Annotated in this window: 18 protein-coding genes and 1 pseudogene; 9 read left to right on the top strand and 10 right to left on the bottom strand. The window is 66.6% G+C overall.

What is annotated here, in order from left to right; genetic code table 11:
- Window positions 1-15: 15 nt before the first annotated feature.
- On the bottom strand, window positions 16-2,859 hold the full coding sequence (locus tag AC3ISA_RS04860) for an SEL1-like repeat protein (protein WP_489179578.1): 2,844 nt from the start codon (window positions 2,857-2,859) through the stop codon (window positions 16-18).
- Between the two features lie 216 nt (window positions 2,860-3,075).
- Between AC3ISA_RS04860 and AC3ISA_RS04865 the strand changes: the two genes are divergently transcribed.
- The 3 genes from AC3ISA_RS04865 to AC3ISA_RS04875 all read left to right on the top strand — a co-directional run bounded on the left by AC3ISA_RS04865 (window position 3,076) and on the right by AC3ISA_RS04875 (window position 4,841).
- Window positions 3,076-3,294, top strand: coding sequence for a hypothetical protein (locus AC3ISA_RS04865; protein WP_489179579.1), 219 nt, complete (start codon window positions 3,076-3,078; stop codon window positions 3,292-3,294).
- Between the two features lie 60 nt (window positions 3,295-3,354).
- Window positions 3,355-3,852: a pyridoxamine 5'-phosphate oxidase family protein gene (locus AC3ISA_RS04870; protein WP_489179580.1), complete on the top strand. Its 498-nt coding sequence runs from the start codon at window positions 3,355-3,357 to the stop codon at window positions 3,850-3,852.
- Between the two features lie 197 nt (window positions 3,853-4,049).
- Window positions 4,050-4,841 (top strand): hypothetical protein, encoded by a 792-nt coding sequence (locus AC3ISA_RS04875; RefSeq protein ID WP_489179581.1) that lies wholly within the window; start codon window positions 4,050-4,052, stop codon window positions 4,839-4,841.
- A 7-nt stretch (window positions 4,842-4,848) separates the two neighbouring features.
- On the opposite strand, the gene argF is transcribed toward AC3ISA_RS04875, so the two are convergent.
- From argF to AC3ISA_RS04900, 5 genes are all read right to left on the bottom strand, one after another.
- The gene (argF, locus tag AC3ISA_RS04880) at window positions 4,849-5,763 is read right to left on the bottom strand and encodes an ornithine carbamoyltransferase (protein ID WP_489179582.1); all 915 of its coding nucleotides are present in this window, start codon (window positions 5,761-5,763) and stop codon (window positions 4,849-4,851) included.
- An 85-nt stretch (window positions 5,764-5,848) separates the two neighbouring features.
- Window positions 5,849-6,256: a GxxExxY protein gene (locus AC3ISA_RS04885; protein ID WP_489179583.1), complete on the bottom strand. Its 408-nt coding sequence runs from the start codon at window positions 6,254-6,256 to the stop codon at window positions 5,849-5,851.
- Between the two features lie 27 nt (window positions 6,257-6,283).
- Window positions 6,284-7,477, bottom strand: coding sequence for an aspartate aminotransferase family protein (locus AC3ISA_RS04890; protein WP_489179584.1), 1,194 nt, complete (start codon window positions 7,475-7,477; stop codon window positions 6,284-6,286).
- A 122-nt stretch (window positions 7,478-7,599) separates the two neighbouring features.
- Window positions 7,600-8,592, bottom strand: coding sequence for a M28 family metallopeptidase (locus tag AC3ISA_RS04895; RefSeq protein ID WP_489179585.1), 993 nt, complete (start codon window positions 8,590-8,592; stop codon window positions 7,600-7,602).
- A 40-nt stretch (window positions 8,593-8,632) separates the two neighbouring features.
- Window positions 8,633-9,463 carry an ABC transporter permease gene (locus AC3ISA_RS04900; protein WP_489179586.1) on the bottom strand — a complete coding sequence of 277 codons (831 nt, stop codon included), beginning with the start codon at window positions 9,461-9,463 and terminating at the stop codon, window positions 8,633-8,635.
- 279 nt (window positions 9,464-9,742) lie between these two features.
- On the opposite strand from AC3ISA_RS04900, the gene gcrA reads away from it, so the two are divergent.
- Window positions 9,743-10,276 (top strand): cell cycle sigma 70 cofactor GcrA, encoded by a 534-nt coding sequence (gcrA, locus tag AC3ISA_RS04905; RefSeq protein WP_159848688.1) that lies wholly within the window; start codon window positions 9,743-9,745, stop codon window positions 10,274-10,276.
- Window positions 10,277-10,614: 338 nt separating this feature from the next.
- On the opposite strand, the gene apaG is transcribed toward gcrA, so the two are convergent.
- The gene (gene apaG / locus AC3ISA_RS04910; RefSeq protein WP_489179587.1) at window positions 10,615-11,022 is read right to left on the bottom strand and encodes a Co2+/Mg2+ efflux protein ApaG; all 408 of its coding nucleotides are present in this window, start codon (window positions 11,020-11,022) and stop codon (window positions 10,615-10,617) included.
- Between the two features lie 81 nt (window positions 11,023-11,103).
- Between apaG and AC3ISA_RS04915 the strand changes: the two genes are divergently transcribed.
- Window positions 11,104-12,129 carry a 2'-deoxycytidine 5'-triphosphate deaminase gene (locus tag AC3ISA_RS04915; RefSeq protein WP_489179588.1) on the top strand — a complete coding sequence of 342 codons (1,026 nt, stop codon included), beginning with the start codon at window positions 11,104-11,106 and terminating at the stop codon, window positions 12,127-12,129.
- Window positions 12,130-12,196: 67 nt separating this feature from the next.
- Here AC3ISA_RS04915 and AC3ISA_RS04920 read toward each other — a convergent pair whose 3' ends face one another.
- Together AC3ISA_RS04920 and AC3ISA_RS04925 are read right to left on the bottom strand one after the other, a co-directional pair.
- On the bottom strand, window positions 12,197-13,501 hold the full coding sequence (locus tag AC3ISA_RS04920; RefSeq protein ID WP_489179589.1) for an MFS transporter: 1,305 nt from the start codon (window positions 13,499-13,501) through the stop codon (window positions 12,197-12,199).
- Window positions 13,498-13,974 (bottom strand): cupin domain-containing protein, encoded by a 477-nt coding sequence (locus AC3ISA_RS04925; protein ID WP_489179590.1) that lies wholly within the window; start codon window positions 13,972-13,974, stop codon window positions 13,498-13,500. The genes AC3ISA_RS04920 and AC3ISA_RS04925 overlap by 4 nt, the downstream gene beginning before the upstream one ends.
- A gap of 42 nt (window positions 13,975-14,016) precedes the next feature.
- Here AC3ISA_RS04925 and dapE point away from each other — a divergent pair, with 42 nt between their 5' ends.
- The 3 genes and pseudogenes from dapE (at window position 14,017) to AC3ISA_RS04940 (ending at window position 17,511) form a co-directional block, all read left to right on the top strand.
- Window positions 14,017-15,207 (top strand): succinyl-diaminopimelate desuccinylase, encoded by a 1,191-nt coding sequence (dapE, locus tag AC3ISA_RS04930; protein ID WP_489179591.1) that lies wholly within the window; start codon window positions 14,017-14,019, stop codon window positions 15,205-15,207.
- Window positions 15,208-15,488: 281 nt separating this feature from the next.
- Entirely contained in the window at window positions 15,489-17,036 is a 1,548-nt protein-coding gene (locus AC3ISA_RS04935) for a methyl-accepting chemotaxis protein (RefSeq protein ID WP_489180075.1), read from the top strand.
- A 50-nt stretch (window positions 17,037-17,086) separates the two neighbouring features.
- Window positions 17,087-17,511 (top strand): annotated as a pseudogene (locus tag AC3ISA_RS04940) (chemotaxis protein CheW).
- Window positions 17,512-17,601: 90 nt separating this feature from the next.
- Here AC3ISA_RS04940 and AC3ISA_RS04945 read toward each other — a convergent pair.
- A complete protein-coding gene (locus AC3ISA_RS04945; protein WP_489179592.1) occupies window positions 17,602-18,906 on the bottom strand; it encodes an amidohydrolase in 1,305 nt (434 codons plus the stop codon).
- Window positions 18,907-18,996: 90 nt separating this feature from the next.
- On the opposite strand from AC3ISA_RS04945, the gene AC3ISA_RS04950 reads away from it, so the two are divergent.
- Entirely contained in the window at window positions 18,997-19,350 is a 354-nt protein-coding gene (locus AC3ISA_RS04950; protein ID WP_489179593.1) for a hypothetical protein, read from the top strand.
- Window positions 19,351-19,364 lie beyond the last annotated feature (14 nt).

Below are 19,364 nucleotides of genomic sequence, written 5' to 3' on the forward strand. Positions count from 1 at the left end.
CCGATGCGTGTGAATCTAGCCCGTCGCCTGCGAAGCGGGTTGCGTCTGGGCCACAAAGGCGTCTGCGGCGGTGCGGGCGGCGCGCTGGGCCGTAGCGGTGGCCGTCGGACGCAGGCGCGTCACGGCGGCCTGGGCCTCGGAGTCCCCACCGCGCGCGGCGATCATGTACCACTTCAGGGCTTCGGTCGGATTCTTGGCCACGCCGTCGGCGCCGGTCTCGTAGATGCGCGCGACATTGTACTGGCTGTCCGGCAGGCCGCGCTCGGCGGCGTTGAGCAGCCAGGTCAGGGCTTCGGCCTGATTGGTCGCGCCGCCGTCGCCTTCATAGAGTTGCATCCCGTAGAGATGCATTCCGCGCGGATCGCCACCCTCGGCCGCACGACGGCCCCACTGGCGGCTTTGCGCCGGATCGGCGGGCACGCCGTTGGCGCCGTCCAGATAGAGCTGACCCAGATAGGTCTGGGCCGGGGCGTAACCCAGGTTGGCGGCGCGCTTCATGCCGTCCAGACCCGTGCTGTCGCCGGCCTCCAGCTTGCCGATGGCCGTTTCGTAGTCGGCCGCGCCGGGACCGGCGAGGTCGAAGGTCGGTCGCACGCCCGTCGGCGTCACGGCCGAGGCGGCGATAGGCATGGCGGGGTCAGCGGCGGGGGCGCCGCCGAAGCTCGGCAGGTCGAAGTCGGGCGCGCCGCCATCGGTCAGGGACAGATAGCCATAGACGCCGCCGGTCAGGGCGACCGCCGTGACCGAGGCCAGGAAGGTCTTCTTGACGGTCGAGCCGTCCTTGGCCGCCTGTCTGTCCAGCCGCTCCTGCAGCTTGGACTTGCCGCCGCGCTTGAGGCCGAAGCCCGAACGCGGGGCCGGTTCCGGCTCGGGCGGCGTGGTGATGGCGGCGCGGGCGGCGTCGATGGTGCTGCGGGTCGCCGAGGCGCGACCGGCGGCGGCCGCGGCGCCCATGGTGGCGCGAAGCTGGCGCGGATCGACGAACTCGGTCTCGCCGCCGAAATCGTCGTCGTCGGCGGCGTCCAGAACGGGGGCGTCGCGCTTCTCGGTCGAGAAGCCGGGCGAGGTCGCTTCCAGCGCATCCTCGACATCGGCGCCGCCGAAGCCGCTGAAGGGCTGGATGATGGGTTCGACGCCGTCCGGATCGACCTGACGCGTCGGCGTTTCGTCCGCATCGGCCGTGACCGTGTCGGCTTCAGGCTCGGCGAAGTTGGTCGAGGGGAAAGGCGAGGCTGCGGCGACTTCGGGCGTGACCGGATCGCTGGACCAGGCGTCCTGGTCGGTGAAGGTCTCGTCGGGGAAGGCGGCGGCGCGCCAGTCGCCATCGACGGATGTGGACTGGATCGGCGCGGGTGCAGCGCGTTCCAGAACCGGACGCGTCGGGCTCCAGGACGGTTCGCTGTCCAGCGGCTTGTCGCGGATCGGCGTCGGGCCGCGCGCGTCGATGCTGTCGCGGGCCTCGGCCAGCAGGCGGGCGGTGCGCTCCTCGCTCATCCGCATCCGCTCGGCCAGTTCGCCCGAGGCGCGGTCGTAGCGTTGCTCGATCTTGTCCGAGCTTTCCGACAGGCGCCGGCCGATGTCTTCCAGCGCCTGCTGAGAGCGGCGCTCCGACTGGGCGATGCGGTCGCTCAGCTGGTCCGAGATGCGGGTGATCTCGCCGCCCAGCTTCTCCAGCGCAATGGCATGGCGATCGTCGCTGGCGGTCAGGCGCTGATCGACGCGGTCGACGTGACGCGCAAACTCCTGATCCAGGCGACCGGCGCGACGCGCGACCTCGGTCTCGATGGTCTGGCCGACGGCCTCGGTCACAGCGCGAGCGACGGCGTCGGTGCGACCGTCGCTGTCGGTTTCGACCTTCTGGACACGGGCGTTCAGGTTGCGGGCGATGCGCAGGACTTCGCGCCCCATGGCTTCCAGGCCCACGGCGCCCTTCTGCTCGGACGTCTTGATCTGGTCGCTGACGGCCTGGACGGCGCGTTCGATGCGGTCGATGCGCGCGCCGGTCTCGGCGGCGTCGAGACGCTGCATCATTTCGGCGCGGTTGTTCTCGATCTGGCGCGACAGGCTTTCGGCCAGCTTTTCAAAGCGCGCGAGATCCCGCGCGCTTTCAGGCTCGACCCGACTTTCGGCCGACCGCATCCGTTGATCCAGCTCGGCGAACGAGCGCTCCAGCGTCTTCAGCGCTTCGGTCGTGCGGTTCTGCGCCTCGTCCAGACGCGCGCCGACCTGGGTCAGCATCTCGGTGCCGACGCCGGGGCCGGCGGCCTTTTCGACCGCCTCCATCCGCTCGCGCAGGTCGTTTACGCCCAGACGCTGGCGTTCCTCGATGTCGTAGAGGCGACCGCTCAGCGCGCCCAGCGAGGTCTCGACCTTGCCGAACGCTTCTTGGGTCAGCGGGCCGGTGTCGCGTTCGAAGGCGCGCAGGCGGCGATGGCCCTCGCGCAGTTCCTCGGCGATGTCGTCGATACGGCGGGCATTGCCCTGGGCCTCGACATCCTGGCCGTCGAGGCGACGCATCAGGCCGGAAACCGCCTGGTCCACGCCCTGAATGGCGACGGTCGAGCGGCGCTCTGCGGCTTCCAGCCGCGCGGCGATCACGTCGATGGAGGCGCTGATCCGATGCCCGTTGTCCTCGGCGACATCATAGGCGTCGTCGAGACGGCGGCTGCGGTTGCGACGTTCGTATTCGGACGTTTGGGACCGACGCGGCAGGGTGGCATACCCCTCCTCCTCGTCCTCCATGATCATGGAGTTGAGCCATTCACCCAGCGTCATGCCGGATCGACGCGCAAGGTCCTTTGCGACCTCACGAGCCTTGGGATCGATTCCCTTAACGCTCCACGGCGCTGCAGCGCTCACTGATTCGTCTCCCGGCCCATACGAGTGAGGCTATACCGTCAATATCGAGGGTGTAAACTGATGGTTAACCGCAATATCTAGCGGCGGTCTCCCAATCCTGTGGACAGCCCCCCAGACGCCGCGATTAGTGAATCATCTCGGTTAACGCGGTGTGAAGATTAACCTCCCGGCAAGGGTTGGCTTGCCAAGCGGCGCAAGCTTCGCCACGTGCGGCGCATGAGCTTGACGACAACCCTCACTCTGCTGGCCGTCGCACTGGCGATCATGGTCTTCACCGGCTGGCGCGGCGCCCGTCCGCCCGATCCCTTGAAGGGGCCGCGCATGATGCCGTGGCGGTTTCTGATGATCGGGTCGGCCGCCATCGCCATGCTGCTGCTGATCCATCTGGCGACCCTGTTCGGCGCCGAGCGCGCACCATGGATTCCCGGAGCTTAGCCTTAGGAACCCGAACCGGGCCGGTCGGTTGATCCTGCAACCAATGCAAGGAGATGCCGCATGACCGACAAGCTGACGCCCGCCGAGGCGGAAAAGGAATTCTGGAAGAGCCTGAAAGAGTCCAACACCGGCATGCTGGGCCTGGACAAGCCCGGCTATCACCATCAGCCCATGACCGGCTATGGCGAGGAAGAGACCGGAACCATCTGGTTCTTCACCCGCGACGACACCGACTTCGCCCGTGACGTGGCCGGCGGCGGCCAGGACGGCATGTTCTGCTACCAGGCCAAGGACGGCAAGGTCCAGGCCTGCATCCATGGTCGCCTGGCCGTGGACCAGGACCGCGCCCGCATCGAGAAATACTGGAACCCCATCGTCGCCGCCTGGTATCCCGACGGCAAGGACGACCCGCACCTGACCCTGGTCCGGTTCGACGCCAACGACGGCCGCGTCTGGGTCTCCGACAAGGGCGCGCTGGGCTTTGGCTACGAAGTCCTCAAGGCCAACCTCACCAAGTCGATGCCGGATGTGGGCGGCGTTTCGGACGTGAAGCTGTAACGAGGCCGTATCGTGGGCTCTCCAAGCGAAGAGCCGGCTGACCTGAACTATGACGCGCGCCAGACAGGGTTTGGCGCGCGTCTTTATCTTTTACAAAATATCGAGACCGACTGCATTCCTACGATACTGGGAGGCGCGACCATAATTTAGCCCTCCAGGTTGCCTCGACTGCAACTTCGAACACCAGAGGGGAATCAATGCTGGGACTTTTCGCCGCCTCCGCCATCGCGGCCTGTTCGCCGCCGTCAGGAACCTCAGCCCTGCTTGATCGACCGGAGCGTGTCATCGTGGTCGGGGAGCTACACGGCACAGCGGAAGCACCGCATGCGGTGGGCGAGATCGCCTGCGCAGCGACCGAACAGGGCCCCGTCATCGTGGCGCTGGAACTGGAAGACACTTTGCAGCCGACGCTGGATGCCTTCATCGCCGCACCTGACGAGGCCGGCGCGCTGGCGACCCTGGAGGGGTCGTCCCTGCTGAACCGTGCGGTGCAAGACGGGCGAACAAGTCAGGCCTTGCTGGCTTTGCTGAACAGGGTGCGTGAGCTCAAGGCGGCAGGGCGCGACATCGGCCTGCACCTCTTTCAACCGAGCAGCTTGACGCGAGGCGAAGGCCTGGATCAGGCTTGGTACGAACTCAACATGGGCTATCTGCTGGGTCAGGCACGGCAAAAGCGCCCGAACGCCCGGATCATTGGACTGGCCGGCAACATCCACGCCCGAAAGACGGCCTTTGCAGACTACCCGGATCTGGGTGTTCCGGCCGCCGGACACCTGCCGACCCGCGAGACCTTGAGCCTGAAGATTGCGCAGCAGGGCGGGTTCGCCTGGAACTGTTCGCCGGACGAGTGCGGCGTCAATCCCTCCATCGAAAGTTACGATAAGGAGGCGCGCGGCGTGATCCTGACCCCGTTGGATGATGGCGGATACGACGGCGTACTCGCCCTAGGACCTTGGACAGCCTCACAACCCATCGGCGGCGAGGACTGAGGGAAGGTCACCCCGCGAAGCACCAGGCCAGCACAGCCTTCTGGGCGTGGATGCGGTTCTCGGCCTCGTCCCAGACCAGAGAGCGGGGGCCGTCGATGACGGCGTCGGTGACTTCTTCGCCGCGGTGCGCGGGCAGGCAGTGCAAGAAGACCGCGTCGGGGTCGGCCAGGGCCATCAGGGCCTCGTCCACCGAATAGGATTCGAAGGCGGCCAGACGCGCCTCGTAATCCTGATCCCCCATCGAGACCCAGGTGTCGGTGACGACGACGTCGGCGCCCTTGACCGCTTCGCGCGGGTCGCTGGTCAGGGTGACGGCGTTTGCGCCCTTGGCCAGGTCGCGAAGGTCGGGATGATATTCCGCCGGGCAGGCGACGTTCAGATGGAAGCCGAACTTGGGCGCCGCATGCATGAAGCTGTGGCAGACGTTGTTGCCGTCGCCAATCCAGGCGATCGTCTTGCCGGCGACGGGGCCGGAATGCTCCTCGATCGTCTGCAGGTCGGCCAGGATCTGGCACGGGTGGCTGCGGTCGGTCAGGCCGTTGATCACCGGTACGGTCGAGACGCGGGCGAACCGCTCGACATCCTCGTGGTCGTTGGCGCGGATCATCACCGCATCCACCATGCGCGACAGGACGCGGGCCGTATCCTCCACCGGCTCGCCGCGACCCAGCTGCATATCGGCGGCGGTGGCGATGATCGACGACCCGCCCAGCTGGCGGATGGCCGCGTCGAAGCTGAAGCGGGTGCGGGTCGAGTTCTTTTCGAAGATCATGGCCAGGACGCGGTCCTCGCCCGGCGCATCGGCGTCGGCGCGCCCTTGGGGCCATCCCTTGCGGGCGGCCTTGCGGGCGTGGGCGTCGTCCAGAATAGCGCGTAGGTCGGCGGCTTCGAGCCGGTGGATGTCGAGGAAGTGGCGGGTCATAGGCGATCCGGTCGAGACGAAAAGAGGTTCATCACAAAGAGCACAACGATGTCACGACGAACACGACGCAAGGCGGCCGACGGGATCATAAAACCAGACGGCGAAAGCCGTCCTTCAGTCTGGGGGTGTTAAAGTTGATCAGATAGCCCAATCGAACTTGCGAGAACCTCAGATAGGTGAGGATCTGGGCGGTATGGATCGACGTCAGGGCGTCGATGGCTTTGACCTCGACGATCACCTGACGCTCTACGAGCAGATCGAGGCGGAAGCCGACGTCCAATCGGTCATCACGATAACGGACGGGAATGGCGACCTGCCGTTCCACGGCGAGGCCGGCGCGGATCAGATCGCTGGCGAGGCAATGCTCGTAAACCGACTCCAGCAAACCCGGTCCAAGTTCCCGATGCACGGCAAAGGCCGCGTCCATGACGGCGCGGCCGATCTGGTTCACTTCCGGTGAAACAGCCTCCCTGCCGTCGTGTCCGTCGTGCATTCGCCGTGCCCGTTGTGATGAACCCGATCAGGCCGCCAGCTTCTCGCGTGCAACCTCGCAGGCGCCCTCGAACCGGGCGATGGCCTCGCGGGCCTCGTCCAGCGTCAGGTTCAGCGGCGGCAGCAGGCGCACGCAGTTGTCGCCGCCGCCAGCGATCAGCAGCTGTTGCGTGTCGCGCGCCAAGGCCATGAACTCGCGATTGTTCGGGACCAGCTTGACCCCGATCAGCAAGCCCTTACCGCGCACGTCCACGATCACGTCGGGGAAGCGTGCTTGAAGACCCGCCAGCTGCTGCTTCAGATAACCGGCGATCTCGGCGACGTTGTTCAGCGTCTCGGGCGTATTGATCAGGCTCAACGCCTTCTGACCCACGGCCATCGCCAGGGGGTTGCCGCCGAAGGTCGAGCCGTGGGCGCCGACCGTCATGCCCGACGCCGCCTTGGCCGAGGCCAGGCAGGCGCCGATGGGGAAGCCGCCGCCCAGGGCCTTGGCCACCGCCATGATGTCGGGCGCCATGCCGGCCCATTCGTGCGCCCACAGCTTGCCCGAGCGCCCCATGCCGCACTGGACCTCGTCGAAGATCAGCAGCACGCCGTTGTCGTCGGCCATCTGGCGCATCCAGCGCAGTTCCTCGACCGGCGTCTCGCGGCAGCCGCCCTCGCCCTGGACGGGCTCAAGGATCACGGCGGCCGTTGTCGGATTCTTGAAGGCGGCTTCCAGCGCGGGCTTGTCGCCCCAGGTCAGCTGGTGGAAGCCCTGCATCGGCGGGCCGAAGCCCTCGGTGTAGCTGGGATTGGCGGCGGCGTTGATCGCCCCATAGGTCCGGCCGTGGAACGAGCCGTCGAAGCCGTAGATGTCGATCCGTTCCGGCGCGCCGTTGGCCGAATGATATTTGCGCGCCGTCTTCAGCGCACACTCGACGGCTTCCGTGCCCGAGTTGGTGAAGAAGACCACGTCGGCGAAGCTGCTGTCGCACAGGGCTTCGGCCAGCGCCTCCTGGCCCGGAATGCGGAAGATGTTGGAGACGTGCCACAGCTTCTCGGCCTGATCCTTGACCGCCTGGACCAGTTCGGGGTGGGCGTGGCCCAGGCCGTTGGTCGAGATGCCGGCGACGCAGTCGAGATACTCGGTCCCGTCTGTCGCCCACAGTCGCGCGCCTCGGCCGCGATCCACTTCCAGCGGCGCGCGATTGTAGACACCCATCAGATGGTTCGTGGACACGGGACTATGACCTCCAAAAGCGAGACGGCCCCGACGCGAGCACGCGACGGAGCCGGATTGATACGGACAGGCGTTGTCGGATTAGTGACGGTGTTAGTCAACACCGGCGCCGAGCAAGCCTTTTACTCCTCGCCCGGCGCGGGCGCGGCAGGCGCGGTCTCGGCGGCGACGGCGTCGTCCTTGGCCTGGATCTCGACCAGACGCTTGTCCAACGCCAGACCCAGGTCGGCGACGAACAGGCCGAAACGGGCCACATCGACGCCCTTGATGTAGGACAGCCTGTCCTCGGCCGAATGGATACGCTGGAACACTGGCGGGACGAAGCCTTCCTTCAGGCCGTTGTTCTCGCCGCCGTTGAAGGCCAGCCACATCTGGTGGGCGCCGACGGCGTCCTGGGTGCCCATCGACACCACCGGCACGCCGGCCGCGGAGAAGGCGCGGTCGTCGCTGGGCGGATAGACCGGATAGGGCATGCAGTCGAAGCCGCGCTCGGCGCACAGGCTGCGCAGCGTCTCAAGCACGAAGCCCGATTGGTCGCCGTTGTTCTCGCCATACATGACCGTCTGGCCATAGGCGGCGACATCAGCGTTGATGACGGCGGCAATCCGGTCCTTGCCGTGCTTTTCGAGGAAGGCCTTGGCGCCCAGCAGGCCCAGTTCTTCCTGATCGGTGAAGACGAAGACGAAGCGGTGGGCGACCGGTTGGCCCTCCAGCCCCATCTCCAGGGTCTTGGCCGCCTCCATCATCGCCATGACCGAGCCGACATTGTCGACGATGCCTTGCGACAGGGTGCCGTCGCGCAGCTTCACCGCATCATAGTGGGCGGTCAGAACGATGTCCTTGGCGCCCTCGCCGACCGTGACGACGACGTTCGCGCCTTCCATCGGGCCGGTGGCCTGATTGCCGCCGGCGAAGACCTGGATCTCGGGCGTGAAGCCCAGTGTGGTCAGCATGCCGACCAGGACCTGGGTCCGTTCGGCGTTGGTGGGCTTGACGAATTGGGCGGCGCCGGCGGCGATGTCGGGGCGGTCGCCGGCCTGGGGCGTCGCCTCTTGGGAAAAGGCGGGCGTGGCGGCGAACAGCGCCGTGGCAGCGACGAGCGAACGGAACAGCATGGCGGACCTCTCGGGGGAGCGATCCGCAAAAGGTAGCGATCTAGCTCTTCAGACGCCAGCCCGAGCGGAACACCAGCCAGCAGACGACGCCCATGACGACCATCAGCACGGCCGAACCGACAACCCCGACCGTCACATTGCTCTCGGCATGGCCGATGAAGCCGTAACGGAACCCGTCGATCAGATAGAAGAAGGGGTTGTAGTGGCTGATCGACCGGAACGGCTCGGGCAGGTTCTCGACCAGATAGAAGGTGCCCGACAGGAACGTCATGGGCATGACGATGAAGTTCTGGACCGCCGACAGATGGTCGAACTTCTCACTCCACAGGCCCGCCAGCACGCCGGTCATGCCCATGATGAAACAGGCGGCCAGGGCGAACCAGACGATGGCGAAGACATTGGCGATCCCCAGCGGCGCGAACGGCAGGACGCAGATCGCCGTCACCAGACCGACCGCCAGGCCCCGCGTCGCCGCGCCCAGGGTAAAGCCCAGCGTCAGCTCCAGCGGGCTGAGCGGCGGCGTCAGGAAGTCGGTGGCCGTGCCCATGATCTTGGCCTGGATCAGGCTGGACGAGGCGTTGGCGAAGGCGTTGTTCAGCATGGCCATCATGATCAGCCCCGGCGCGACGAACAGGGCGAACGGCGTGCCGTGCAGCGGCGGCCGCGCGTTCTGAAGCGCCACCACGAAGACCAGCATATAGAGAAGCGTCGTCACCACCGGCGCCGCCACCGTCTGGGCGCCCACCTTCCAGAAGCGCCGCACCTCGCGAAGATACAGGGTCTGCACCCCGATCCAGTTGATCCCCGGATAGCGACGCGGCTGCGGCAAACCGGCGGGACGGGTGGAGATCAGGTCGGGGGTCTCGGTCATGGCCCGCCAGATGCGCTCGACGGCCTCGCTTCGCAAGGCCGGGGTGACTGGTGATTGGTGAATCGTGACGGTCTTTACGCAGTCGCCTGACTCACGATTCACGCGTCACCCCTCACCAATCCGCCTTAACCTTAACGATGATTCAATATCTGGTTTCTGTGGACGATTGATTCGCACATCTTGCGTCTCTTAACGGCTGGTTTACGATTAGTTGTAGGTCAAGACCCCGGAGGGGGAGCCTGGACCTAGATATTGAATCCAAACTCGCTGGAGGGTGGCATGACCGCAGGCTGGACTGACGACCGCGTAGGCGCGCTGAAGAAGCTCTGGCTTGAGGGCCAATCCGCGAGCCAGATCGCCAAACAACTGGGCGGCGGGGTCACCCGCAACGCCGTGATCGGCAAGGTGCACCGCCTGGGCCTGTCGGGCCGGGCCGCGCCGTCGCAACCGGCGCGCACCGTCGCCGCGACCTTCCGCACCGCCCGTCCGCGCCCCGCGCCGGCCGCCCCGGCCCAACCCTCGGCCCCGCGCCGTCTTGAGGCCGTCCAGCCCAAGCCGGTCCAGGCCGCCGCCCCCGTCCCCGCCCCGATCCCGGACCTGCCGGGTACGGCGACCGTGATGACCCTCGGCGCCCACATGTGCAAATGGCCGATCGGCGACCCGTCGTCGCGCGAGTTCAGCTTCTGCGGCCGCCGCTCCTCGGAAGGCGTCTATTGCGTCGAACACGCCCGCGTCGCCTACCAGCCGCAAGTTCGCCGCGGCTCCAAGGAAAGCGGTTCCGACCTGGCCCGCAGCCTGCGTCGCTACATCTAAAGAGCGCTATCGCGCTTCGCGCGACTTGAGCGCGGCGCTTCGCGCAGATCCCCCTCGCCGGCTCGCCCAAGCAAGCCGGCGAGACTTCAGGGGCGGGGCTGCGGTTCATCCGGGTTGACGCAGCCCCATCCGCCTTTCTCGATCCTCCCCCGCGCAGCGGGGGAGGGGGACCGCGCGAAGCGGGGTGGAGGGGGCGAAACCGGACTTGATCTTCAAAGTTCAGCATCACGCTAAACCAGACCGACTGTAAGCGTTTGGCGTGGAGTCAGCGTCTGCCCCCTCCACCGCTTCGCGGTCCCCCTCCCCCGTTTCGCTACGCTTCTCGGGGGAGGGTTTCGTCAGTTCAACACCCGCCGCGCATCGGGCGTGTCCAGCGAAAAGGCCGGGATTTCCGCCTCGAAACTGCGCCCGTCCGCATCCGTCATATAATAGGCCCCGACCATCGACCCGCTGTCGGTGCCCAGCGGACAGCCCGAGGCGTAGGCGTAGCTGCCGCCCGGCTCGATCACGGGCTGTTCGCCCACCACGCCGGGGCCGCGCACCTCCTCGACATGGCCGTGGCCGTCGGTGATGGTCCAGCGGCGCGCCATCAGCTGCACCGTCGATCCCGTCAGGTTCACGATCTCGATCTGATAGGCCCAGACCCAGCGGCCTTCGTCGGGATCGGACTGGCCCGCCAGATAGCTGGGCCTCACCCGGATCAGGATGCCGTTCGTTTCGGCGGTATAGGCAGGACCATCGTGCATGGGCTATATGCTCGCCCCGCCGCGCGCGGGCTGCAAGCCCGACTTGGAGACAAGTCGCGAAAACCGTGTGAGACAGATGGCATGAGCATATTCCAGGCGCCGCGCCCCGGCATTCTTCCGGCCCAGTCCATCGAGACGCTGATCGCCACGGGCGCCATCACGTCCGACACCGCATTCGATCACGACCAGGTCCAGCCCGCCAGCCTGGACCTGCGCCTGTCGGATCAGGCCTGGCGCGTCCGCGCTTCCTTCCTGCCCGGCAAACGCAAGGTCGAGGACCGGATCGCCGACGTCGAGATGCACGCCATCGAGATCACCGACGCCGGCGTCGTGCTGGAAAAGGGTTGCGTCTATATCGTGCGCCTGCAGGAGCGGCTCAGCCTGCCCCAGGGCCTGATCGCCCGCGCCAACCCGAAAAGCTCGACCGGCCGCGTCGATGTCTTCGTGCGCCTGCTGACCGACCAGGGCGCCCGTTTCGACGATGTGGCCGAAGGCTATGACGGCCCGCTCTATATGGAGGTCGCGCCCCAGACCTTTTCCATCCTGGTCCGGCCCGGCACCCGCCTGAACCAGCTGCGCCTAAAGGCCGGCGACCCGCCCAAGCTGGAGACCCGCAGCGTCGGCGTCGATCTTCAGGGCGGCGACATCGTCGGCTTCCGTGGGCGGCGCCATGCGGGCGTGGTCGATCTGGACCATATCGACGGCCATGACCCGCGCGACTTCTGGGAACCGCTGAGCTTGCGTCGTGGCGAACTGCTGCTGGATCCGGGCGAGTTCTACATCCTGGCCTCGTCCGACGACGTGGAGATCCCCGTCGATCAGGCCGCAGAGATGACCCCCATCGATCCGTCGGTCGGCGAGTTCCGCGTCCACTACGCCGGCTTCTTCGACCCCGGCTTCGGCACGGACGAGGCGCACGGCGCGGGATCGAAAGGCGTGCTGGAAGTCCGCACCCACGACACCCCCTTCCTGCTGGAACACGGCCAGATCGTCGCCCGCTTGGTCTACGAACCCCTGACGGAGCGCCCCAGCCGCCTCTATGGCGAAAGTGGCAGCCACTACCAGAGCCAGGGCCTGAAGCTGTCGAAGCATTTCAAGGTGTGGTGAAACGTGAGGGGTGACTCGTGATTGGTGAGTGTTCGCCTCACGATTCACCAATCACCCCTCACCCACCTCACGTCAGCTTGTCGGCCTTCCTCAGCCCCGGGAACATCGTGGCCCAGGCCCCCGTCGCCGCCAGCGCGCCGAACCCGCCGAACACCGCCGCCCCGACCGCGCCCAGCAGCCGCACCATGACGCCCGAATAGGCCTCGCCCAGTTCGTTCGAGGCGCCGATGAACAGCATGGACACCGAAGACACCCGTCCGCGCATATGATCGGGCGTGGCCAGCTGGATCAGGGTCTGACGGATATTGACGCTGATCATGTCCGCGCCTCCGCCGATCAGCAGGGCCAGGGCGCTGATCCAGACGATTTTGGACAGGCCGAACGTCACCGTGCAGATCCCGAACACCGCCACCGCCGCGAACATCCATCGCCCGCCGTGCCGCACGATCGGATACCGGCTCAGATAGATGGCCACCGCCATCGCCCCCACCCCGAACGACGCCCGCAGCAGGCCGAACCCTTGCGGCCCCACATGCAGGATGTCGCGCGCGAAGATCGGCGTCAGCAGGGCAACGCCCGCCAGAAGCACCACGACCAGGTCCAGCGAGATGGCGCCCAGCACGATCTTGGTCTTGTAGACATAGGCCAGCCCCTCCTTGACGGATTCGATGGGCGACAGGGGATTGGCCTGGGGCGCGGGCTTGCCGCTGGTGCGGATCAGGATGAAGGCCGCGACCGCCAACAGGAACATGCCCAGCGACACCGCATAGGCCAGGGGCACGTTCACCCCCACGATCACCCCGCCCAGGGCCGGGCCGGCGATGGCCCCGGTCTGGAAGGCGATGGACTGAGCGGCGATCGCCGGCGGCAGGGCCTTGCGACCCACAACCATCGGCAGAAACGCCTGGCTGGCCGGCGCCAGGAAGGCTCGCGCCGCGCCGAACAGGGCGGCGACGGCCAGCAGGCCCCACAGGGGCGGATTTCCGTGCAAGGCCATAGCCACGAACGACCCTGCGCAGGCCGCCTCGACCAGGATCGAGATCCACACCGTGCGCTTGCGATCGCGCCGGTCGGCCATGGCCCCGGCCGGCAGTGTAAAGGCCAGCAGCGGCAGGAACTGACACAGGCCGACCAGCCCCAGATACAGGCTGGCCTCCTCGATCGGATGATCGCGCCTGGCGATCTCATAGACCTGCCACAACAGGGCCGAGGACTGGATCTGGATCGCCAGCACGGCGACCACCCGCCCGAACCACAGCAGGCGAAAATCACGGATCCCCCACGGACTGGACGGCCCCTCTGGCCCCCCAGATGATGGAGCAGGCGGAACGGGCGGGGCGGCGGGGCCGGTGTCTATGGTTTCTGTGGTCACGTTCTTCGGGACTGTTTCGGATAGGGCGAGCCGTCGCGGTGGAAATAGCCGTCGACGCCCGCGTGGAGCACCATGTCGATGTCGGGATAGTCGCACGCCGTCACCGAGGGATTGCGCGTTCCGACCTCAATCAGGACCGCGTCGCGGCCGGAGCGGTTCTCGATCTTGTGGCCGTTGGCGACGCCCGCCTTGAACCCGGCGCAGTCGCCGGCGCGCAAGATGGTCTCGCCGTCCTCCTCGATCAGGATCACCTCGCCCTCGACGACCATGACGAACTCATCTTCCTCGGCGTGCCAATGGCGCTGGCTGGACCAGGCGCCGTCGGGCAGGCGCAGCAGGTTGACGCCGAAATGGGTCAGCCCCGCCGCATCGCCCAGCTTCCAGCGGCGACGCGGCTTGCACGGGCCGGCGTGTTCCTCGGGATAGGTCGTGCCGAAACTTGTCGGCGCGTTGGCGATGTCGATCTTGGGCATGGCTCTTCTCGCCTCCGCACGATTTCCCTAAAGCATAGAGCCATGAGCCGCGCATCAACTCCCGTAATCGATCCTGTCGAACTGACCCGCGACCTGATCCGCATCCCCTCCGTCACCCCCGCCGACGAAGGGGCGATGGATGTGCTGGAACGGCATCTGACGGCCCTGGGTTTCACCTGCCGCCGGCTGGCCTTCGAGGGGCCTGGGGGAGAAGGGGTCCATGCGCGGATCGAGAACCTGTACGCCCGGCGCGGGACCGCCTCGCCCAACCTGTGTTTTGCCGGCCATACGGACGTGGTCCCGACCGGCCCCTCGGACCAGTGGTCGTCGCAACCCTTCAACGCCGAGGTCCGGGACGGCGTCCTGTATGGCCGGGGCGCGGTGGATATGAAGGGCGGAATCGCCGCCTGGGTCGCCGCCGTATCGCAGGTGTTGGCGGACGGCGAACCCGAAGGCTCATTGTCCTTCCTGATCACGGGCGACGAGGAAGGCCCGGCGCTTCACGGCACCAAACGGGTGGTCGAGGCCCTGGCGGCCGAGGGCGAAGTCATCGACGCCTGCGTGGTCGGCGAACCATCCTCGTCGCAACAGCTGGGCGACATGATCAAGGTCGGGCGGCGCGGCTCGCTGAACACCTGGATCACCGTCCACGGCAAACAGGGCCACGTCGCCTATCCCGAGCGCGCCGCCAACCCGGCCCCGGTGATCGCGCGCCTGATGGCCCGTCTGAACGACCACGTCCTGGACGACGGCTACGAGAACTTCCCCCCGTCCAACCTCGAAATCACCACCATCGACATCGGCAATCCGGCGACCAACATCATCCCGGCCGAGGCCAGGGCGCGGCTGAACATCCGCTTCAACCCCAGCCATACCGGCGACGCCCTGATCGACTGGCTGAACCGCGAGGCCGGCGCCGTCCAGGCCGAGACCGGGCTTCAGATCACCCTGGAGCACCTGTGCTCGGGCGAGGCCTTCCTCACCGAGCCGGGCGCCTTCGTCGCGGCGGTGCAGGACGCTGTCGAGGCCGTCGTCGGCCGCCGCCCCGAGGCCTCCACCAGCGGCGGCACCTCCGACGCCCGCTTCATCCGCACACTGTGCCCTGTGCTGGAACTGGGCCTAGTCGGCCAGACCATGCACCAGATCGACGAACGGGTGCCGACGGCGGAGTTGGAGACACTGACGGCGGTCTATCGCCGGGTGATCAAGACCGTGTTCGAGCGGCTTCAATGACACCTGCTGGCGGCCAGATTTTAGTGAATCTGCTTTCATTTGGCCCGCTCCAAACCGAGCCTTCGGATAGTCCGAAAGGGGTGGGTAGCGGACATCAGACCTGCAGCATCAAGGTCTGGCGAGAAATCCGGACGTCTACGGGAGACTACGTAGCGGGTCGGTAAACTGGCGTTATCCACATTCTGAATAGGGTCTTACACGAAGGACGAGCAAGGGCCGCCCTTAATGGAGAAGGGTATCAAGCCGTGTCCAATCAAGCCGTCGAGAGCCGGATCAAGTTCATGAAATTGGATGAGGCCGCGCGCTCGCGGATCAAATCCATCAAGCCCCTTATCATGGCGGAGATGCCGGCGGCTCTGGACGGGTTTTACGAACAAGTCCGCGCGACACCCGAGACCAAGGCCTTTTTCAAGAACGACGGCCATATCGACGCTGCGCACAAGAAGCAGATGGCGCACTGGGACATCATCTCGAGCGGGCTTTACGACGATCGCTATGCGGACGGCGTGAACAAGGTGGGCGAAGTCCATGCTCGCATCGGCCTGGAGCCTCGTTGGTACATCGGCGGCTATGCTTTGGTTCTGGACGCCATGGTGACCAAGGTCATCGAGGCGCGCTGGCCCAAGCACGCCTTGCATGCCCGTGGCGTGACAGCCGGGTCCACAGCGGGTGAACTTGGTGCCCTGGTCAAGGCGACCCTGCTGGACATGGACCTCGCGGTCTCCGTCTACCTCGACGCTCTGGAGACCAGGCGGAAGATCGCCGAGACAGAGCGGCAGGAGGCCGAGGACCAGCAGAATCGTGTCGTGGCTGCGCTCGCCGAAGGCCTGAAAAGCCTGGCGGCCGGAGACTTCACGACACGGCTGGATATCGAGGTCGAACCACGCTTCCAGGGGGTGAAGGACGATTTCAACAAGACCGTCGAAACCCTGGCGGCGACAGTCCGATCAATCTCAGGATCCGCCAGCGCCGTCCTGCATGGATCGCAGGATATCGCTTCAGCTTCGGAGGAACTGTCGCGCCGAACCGAACAACAGGCCGCTTCTCTGGAAGAGACCGCCGCCGCCCTCGACGAAATCACCGCCACGGTGAACCGCACCGCCTCGGGCGCCAAACAGGCGTCGGAGACGGTTCAGGCCGCCAAGGGCGACGCCGAGACCTCGGGCGTCGTGGTTCGTGACGCTGTCGGCGCCATGGGCGCGATCGAGACCTCCGCCCAGGAGATCAGCCAGATCATCGGCGTGATCGACGAGATCGCCTTCCAGACCAATCTGCTGGCGTTGAACGCCGGCGTCGAGGCCGCTCGTGCCGGTGACGCAGGCCGCGGCTTCGCCGTCGTCGCCTCCGAAGTCCGCGCCCTGGCCCAGCGTTCGGCCGAGGCCGCCAAGGAGATCAAGACGCTGATCTCGGCCTCGACCAGCCAGGTCAACGCCGGTGTCGCCCTGGTCGGTCAGACCGGCGAGGCCCTGCAACGCATCGTCGGCCGCGTCGCCGAGATCGACGGCCTCGTCTCCGAGATCGCCGCCTCGGCCCAGGAACAGGCCACCGGCCTCCAGCAGGTCAACACCGCCATCAATCAGATGGACCAAGTGACCCAGCAGAATGCCGCCATGGTCGAGGAATCCACCGCAGCCAGCCATTCGCTGAAAAAGGAGGCAGGAGAACTGGATGGGCTGGTGTCCAGGTTCAAGTTCAGCACGTCCGCCGCCACGCAGGCGAACCCGGTGCATGCTGCTCAAGCGCGCGTCGAGGCCTTCGCGCGCCCGACCCCACGACCCCGCGCGCTCGGCAACACGGCTCTGAAAGCCGCTCAGTGGGAGGAATTCTGAGCATGGCCTCCGTCGAGATCCCTGCCGCCGACGCCGGCGGCACGCTTGAGATGATTTCGTTCGAGATCGGGGGTCAGGCGTACTGCATCGACGTTCGTTCGGTGCGAGAAATCCGGGGCTGGACGCCGACGACCCCGATGCCTCAGACGCCGGACTATATCCTCGGAGTGATAACCTGCGCGGGGCGGTGATGCCGGTCCTCGATCTGCGCTGCCGCCTGGGTCTGGGCAAGACCGAACCCTCCAGCAGGCACGTCATCGTCGTCATCCAGCACGGCAGCCGTCTGGCCGGGATCCTGGTCGACGGAGTGCAGGAAACCTTCCAACTGGCCGCATCCCTGCTTCAGGCGCCGCCCTCCGTAGGGTCAGACGCCGACGATCAGTTCGTCGACGCCATCATTCCTCTAGAAGGCCGCATGCTTTCGCGGCTGGTGGTCGAATCTCTCTTGCCTCTCGTGGTGGGGGAACTCGAATAGGCCCGATCACTGCACCTCTTCAAAGGTGCGGCTTTGTCCGCTTCGGGTCGGTTTGCGACATTGGCTTCCGACTGCCATCGTTCGCCTCGCCTAGCTGCGCTCCAAAAATCGCAACGCCGTCAGGACATGCGTCTTCACCCCCAGCGGCAGCACCTTCTCGTTCGGTGAGAACTCCGGCGAATGGTTGGGCGCCGACGCAGCCGGATCGACACCGTCGGGGCTGGCCCCAAGATGGTAGAAGACGCCGGGGATGACTTGCTGGAAATAGCTGAAGTCCTCGGCCACCGTGGTCGGGGGCGTGGCGGGGTTGACGTTTCCTTCACCCGCCGCCTCGGTCAGGACGGGGGCCAGCCAGGTGGACAGGCCGGGGTCGTTGAAGACCAGGGCGGCGTTCTGTTTGACGCCGAACTCGGCGGTGGCGCCGTAGGCGGCGGCGACATGGTCGATGGCGGTCTCGGCGCGGGCGACCAGGGCGTCGCGCTGGGCCGTGTCGAAGGTGCGCAGGGTGCCAGACAGGGTCGCGCTGTCGGGGATGATGTTGTAGCGGACGCCGGCGTTGATCGTGGCGATGGTGAAGACGGTCGGGGTCGTGGTCGGATCGACCGTGCGGGCGGTCAGGGTGTTGACCGTCTCGACCACCTGGCCCGCCACCGCGATCACGTCGATGCCGCGCCAGGGCCAGGCGCCGTGCGTCTGCTTGCCCTTCAGCACGATATCGACCCGGTCCGAGGCGGCCATGAAGCCTTCGGGCCGATAGAAGACACTGCCCGAACGGCCCGGCACGACGTGCAGGCCGAAGATGGCCTCGGGTTTGGGATCGTTCAGCGCCCCTTCGGCGATCATCAGGGCCGCGCCGCCTTTGGGTTCACCGGGAGGGGCGCCCTCCTCGGCGGGCTGGAAGACGAAGACCACCGTGCCGGCGATCCGGTCCTTCATCCCCGCCAGCACCTCTGCCGCCCCCATCAGCATGGCCATATGCATGTCGTGGCCGCAGGCGTGGGCGACCGGCACCGTATTGCCCATATAGGTCCCGGTCGCGGTCGAGGCGAAGGCCAGACCCGTCGCCTCCTGCACCGGCAGGGCGTCCATGTCGGCGCGCAGGGCCACGACCCGGCCCGGACGGGCGCCGCGCAGAATGCCGATCACGCCCGTCTTGCCGACCCCGGTGCGGACCTCAAGCCCCAGAGACCGCAGATGTTCGGCGATCACCCCGGCCGAGCGGGTCTCGGCGAAGCCCAGTTCGGGATGCTGGTGGAAGTCGCGACGCCAAGCCGTCACCTCGGGCATCACGCGCTGGACGGCGGCGTCCACGCTCGCCGTATCGACCTGCTGAGCATGAACGCTCCCGGCCGCGAGCAGCAGCGCCAGGGTGGAGGCGGCGAACAGTCGGCGCATGTGAAGGTCCCGTGAAATTTTCTTACCTGTCGCAGGTGACGGCGCCGCGAGCGCTTGTGCAAGCCGTCGCGAACGGCGATTTCTGTCGGCATGGCCGAGAAGGACTTCAAGACCGCGAAGACGGAATGGCGGGACGTGGTCCTGGTGTGCCGCAAATGCTCCAAGAAGCTGGACGGCGGCTTCGGCCCCGGCGGCGACCTGACGCTGAAGAAGGCGCTGCGCAAATACCTGCACCTGAAGAAGGGCAAGCAGGGGCGAAAGGGCGGGCTGACCGTCACCGGCGCCGACTGTTTCGACATCTGTCCCAAGGGCGGGGTGGTCGCGGTCAACTCGGCCCAGCCCAAGAAGCTGCTGATCATTCCCGCCGGCGCGGATTTGTTCGAGGTCAAGACGCGGCTGGGGCTGGACGACGGGCGTCGGTTGAAGTTGATCGAACCGGACTGAAGACAGCGGCCGGT

Source organism: Brevundimonas sp. KH_058, assembly GCF_057838505.1.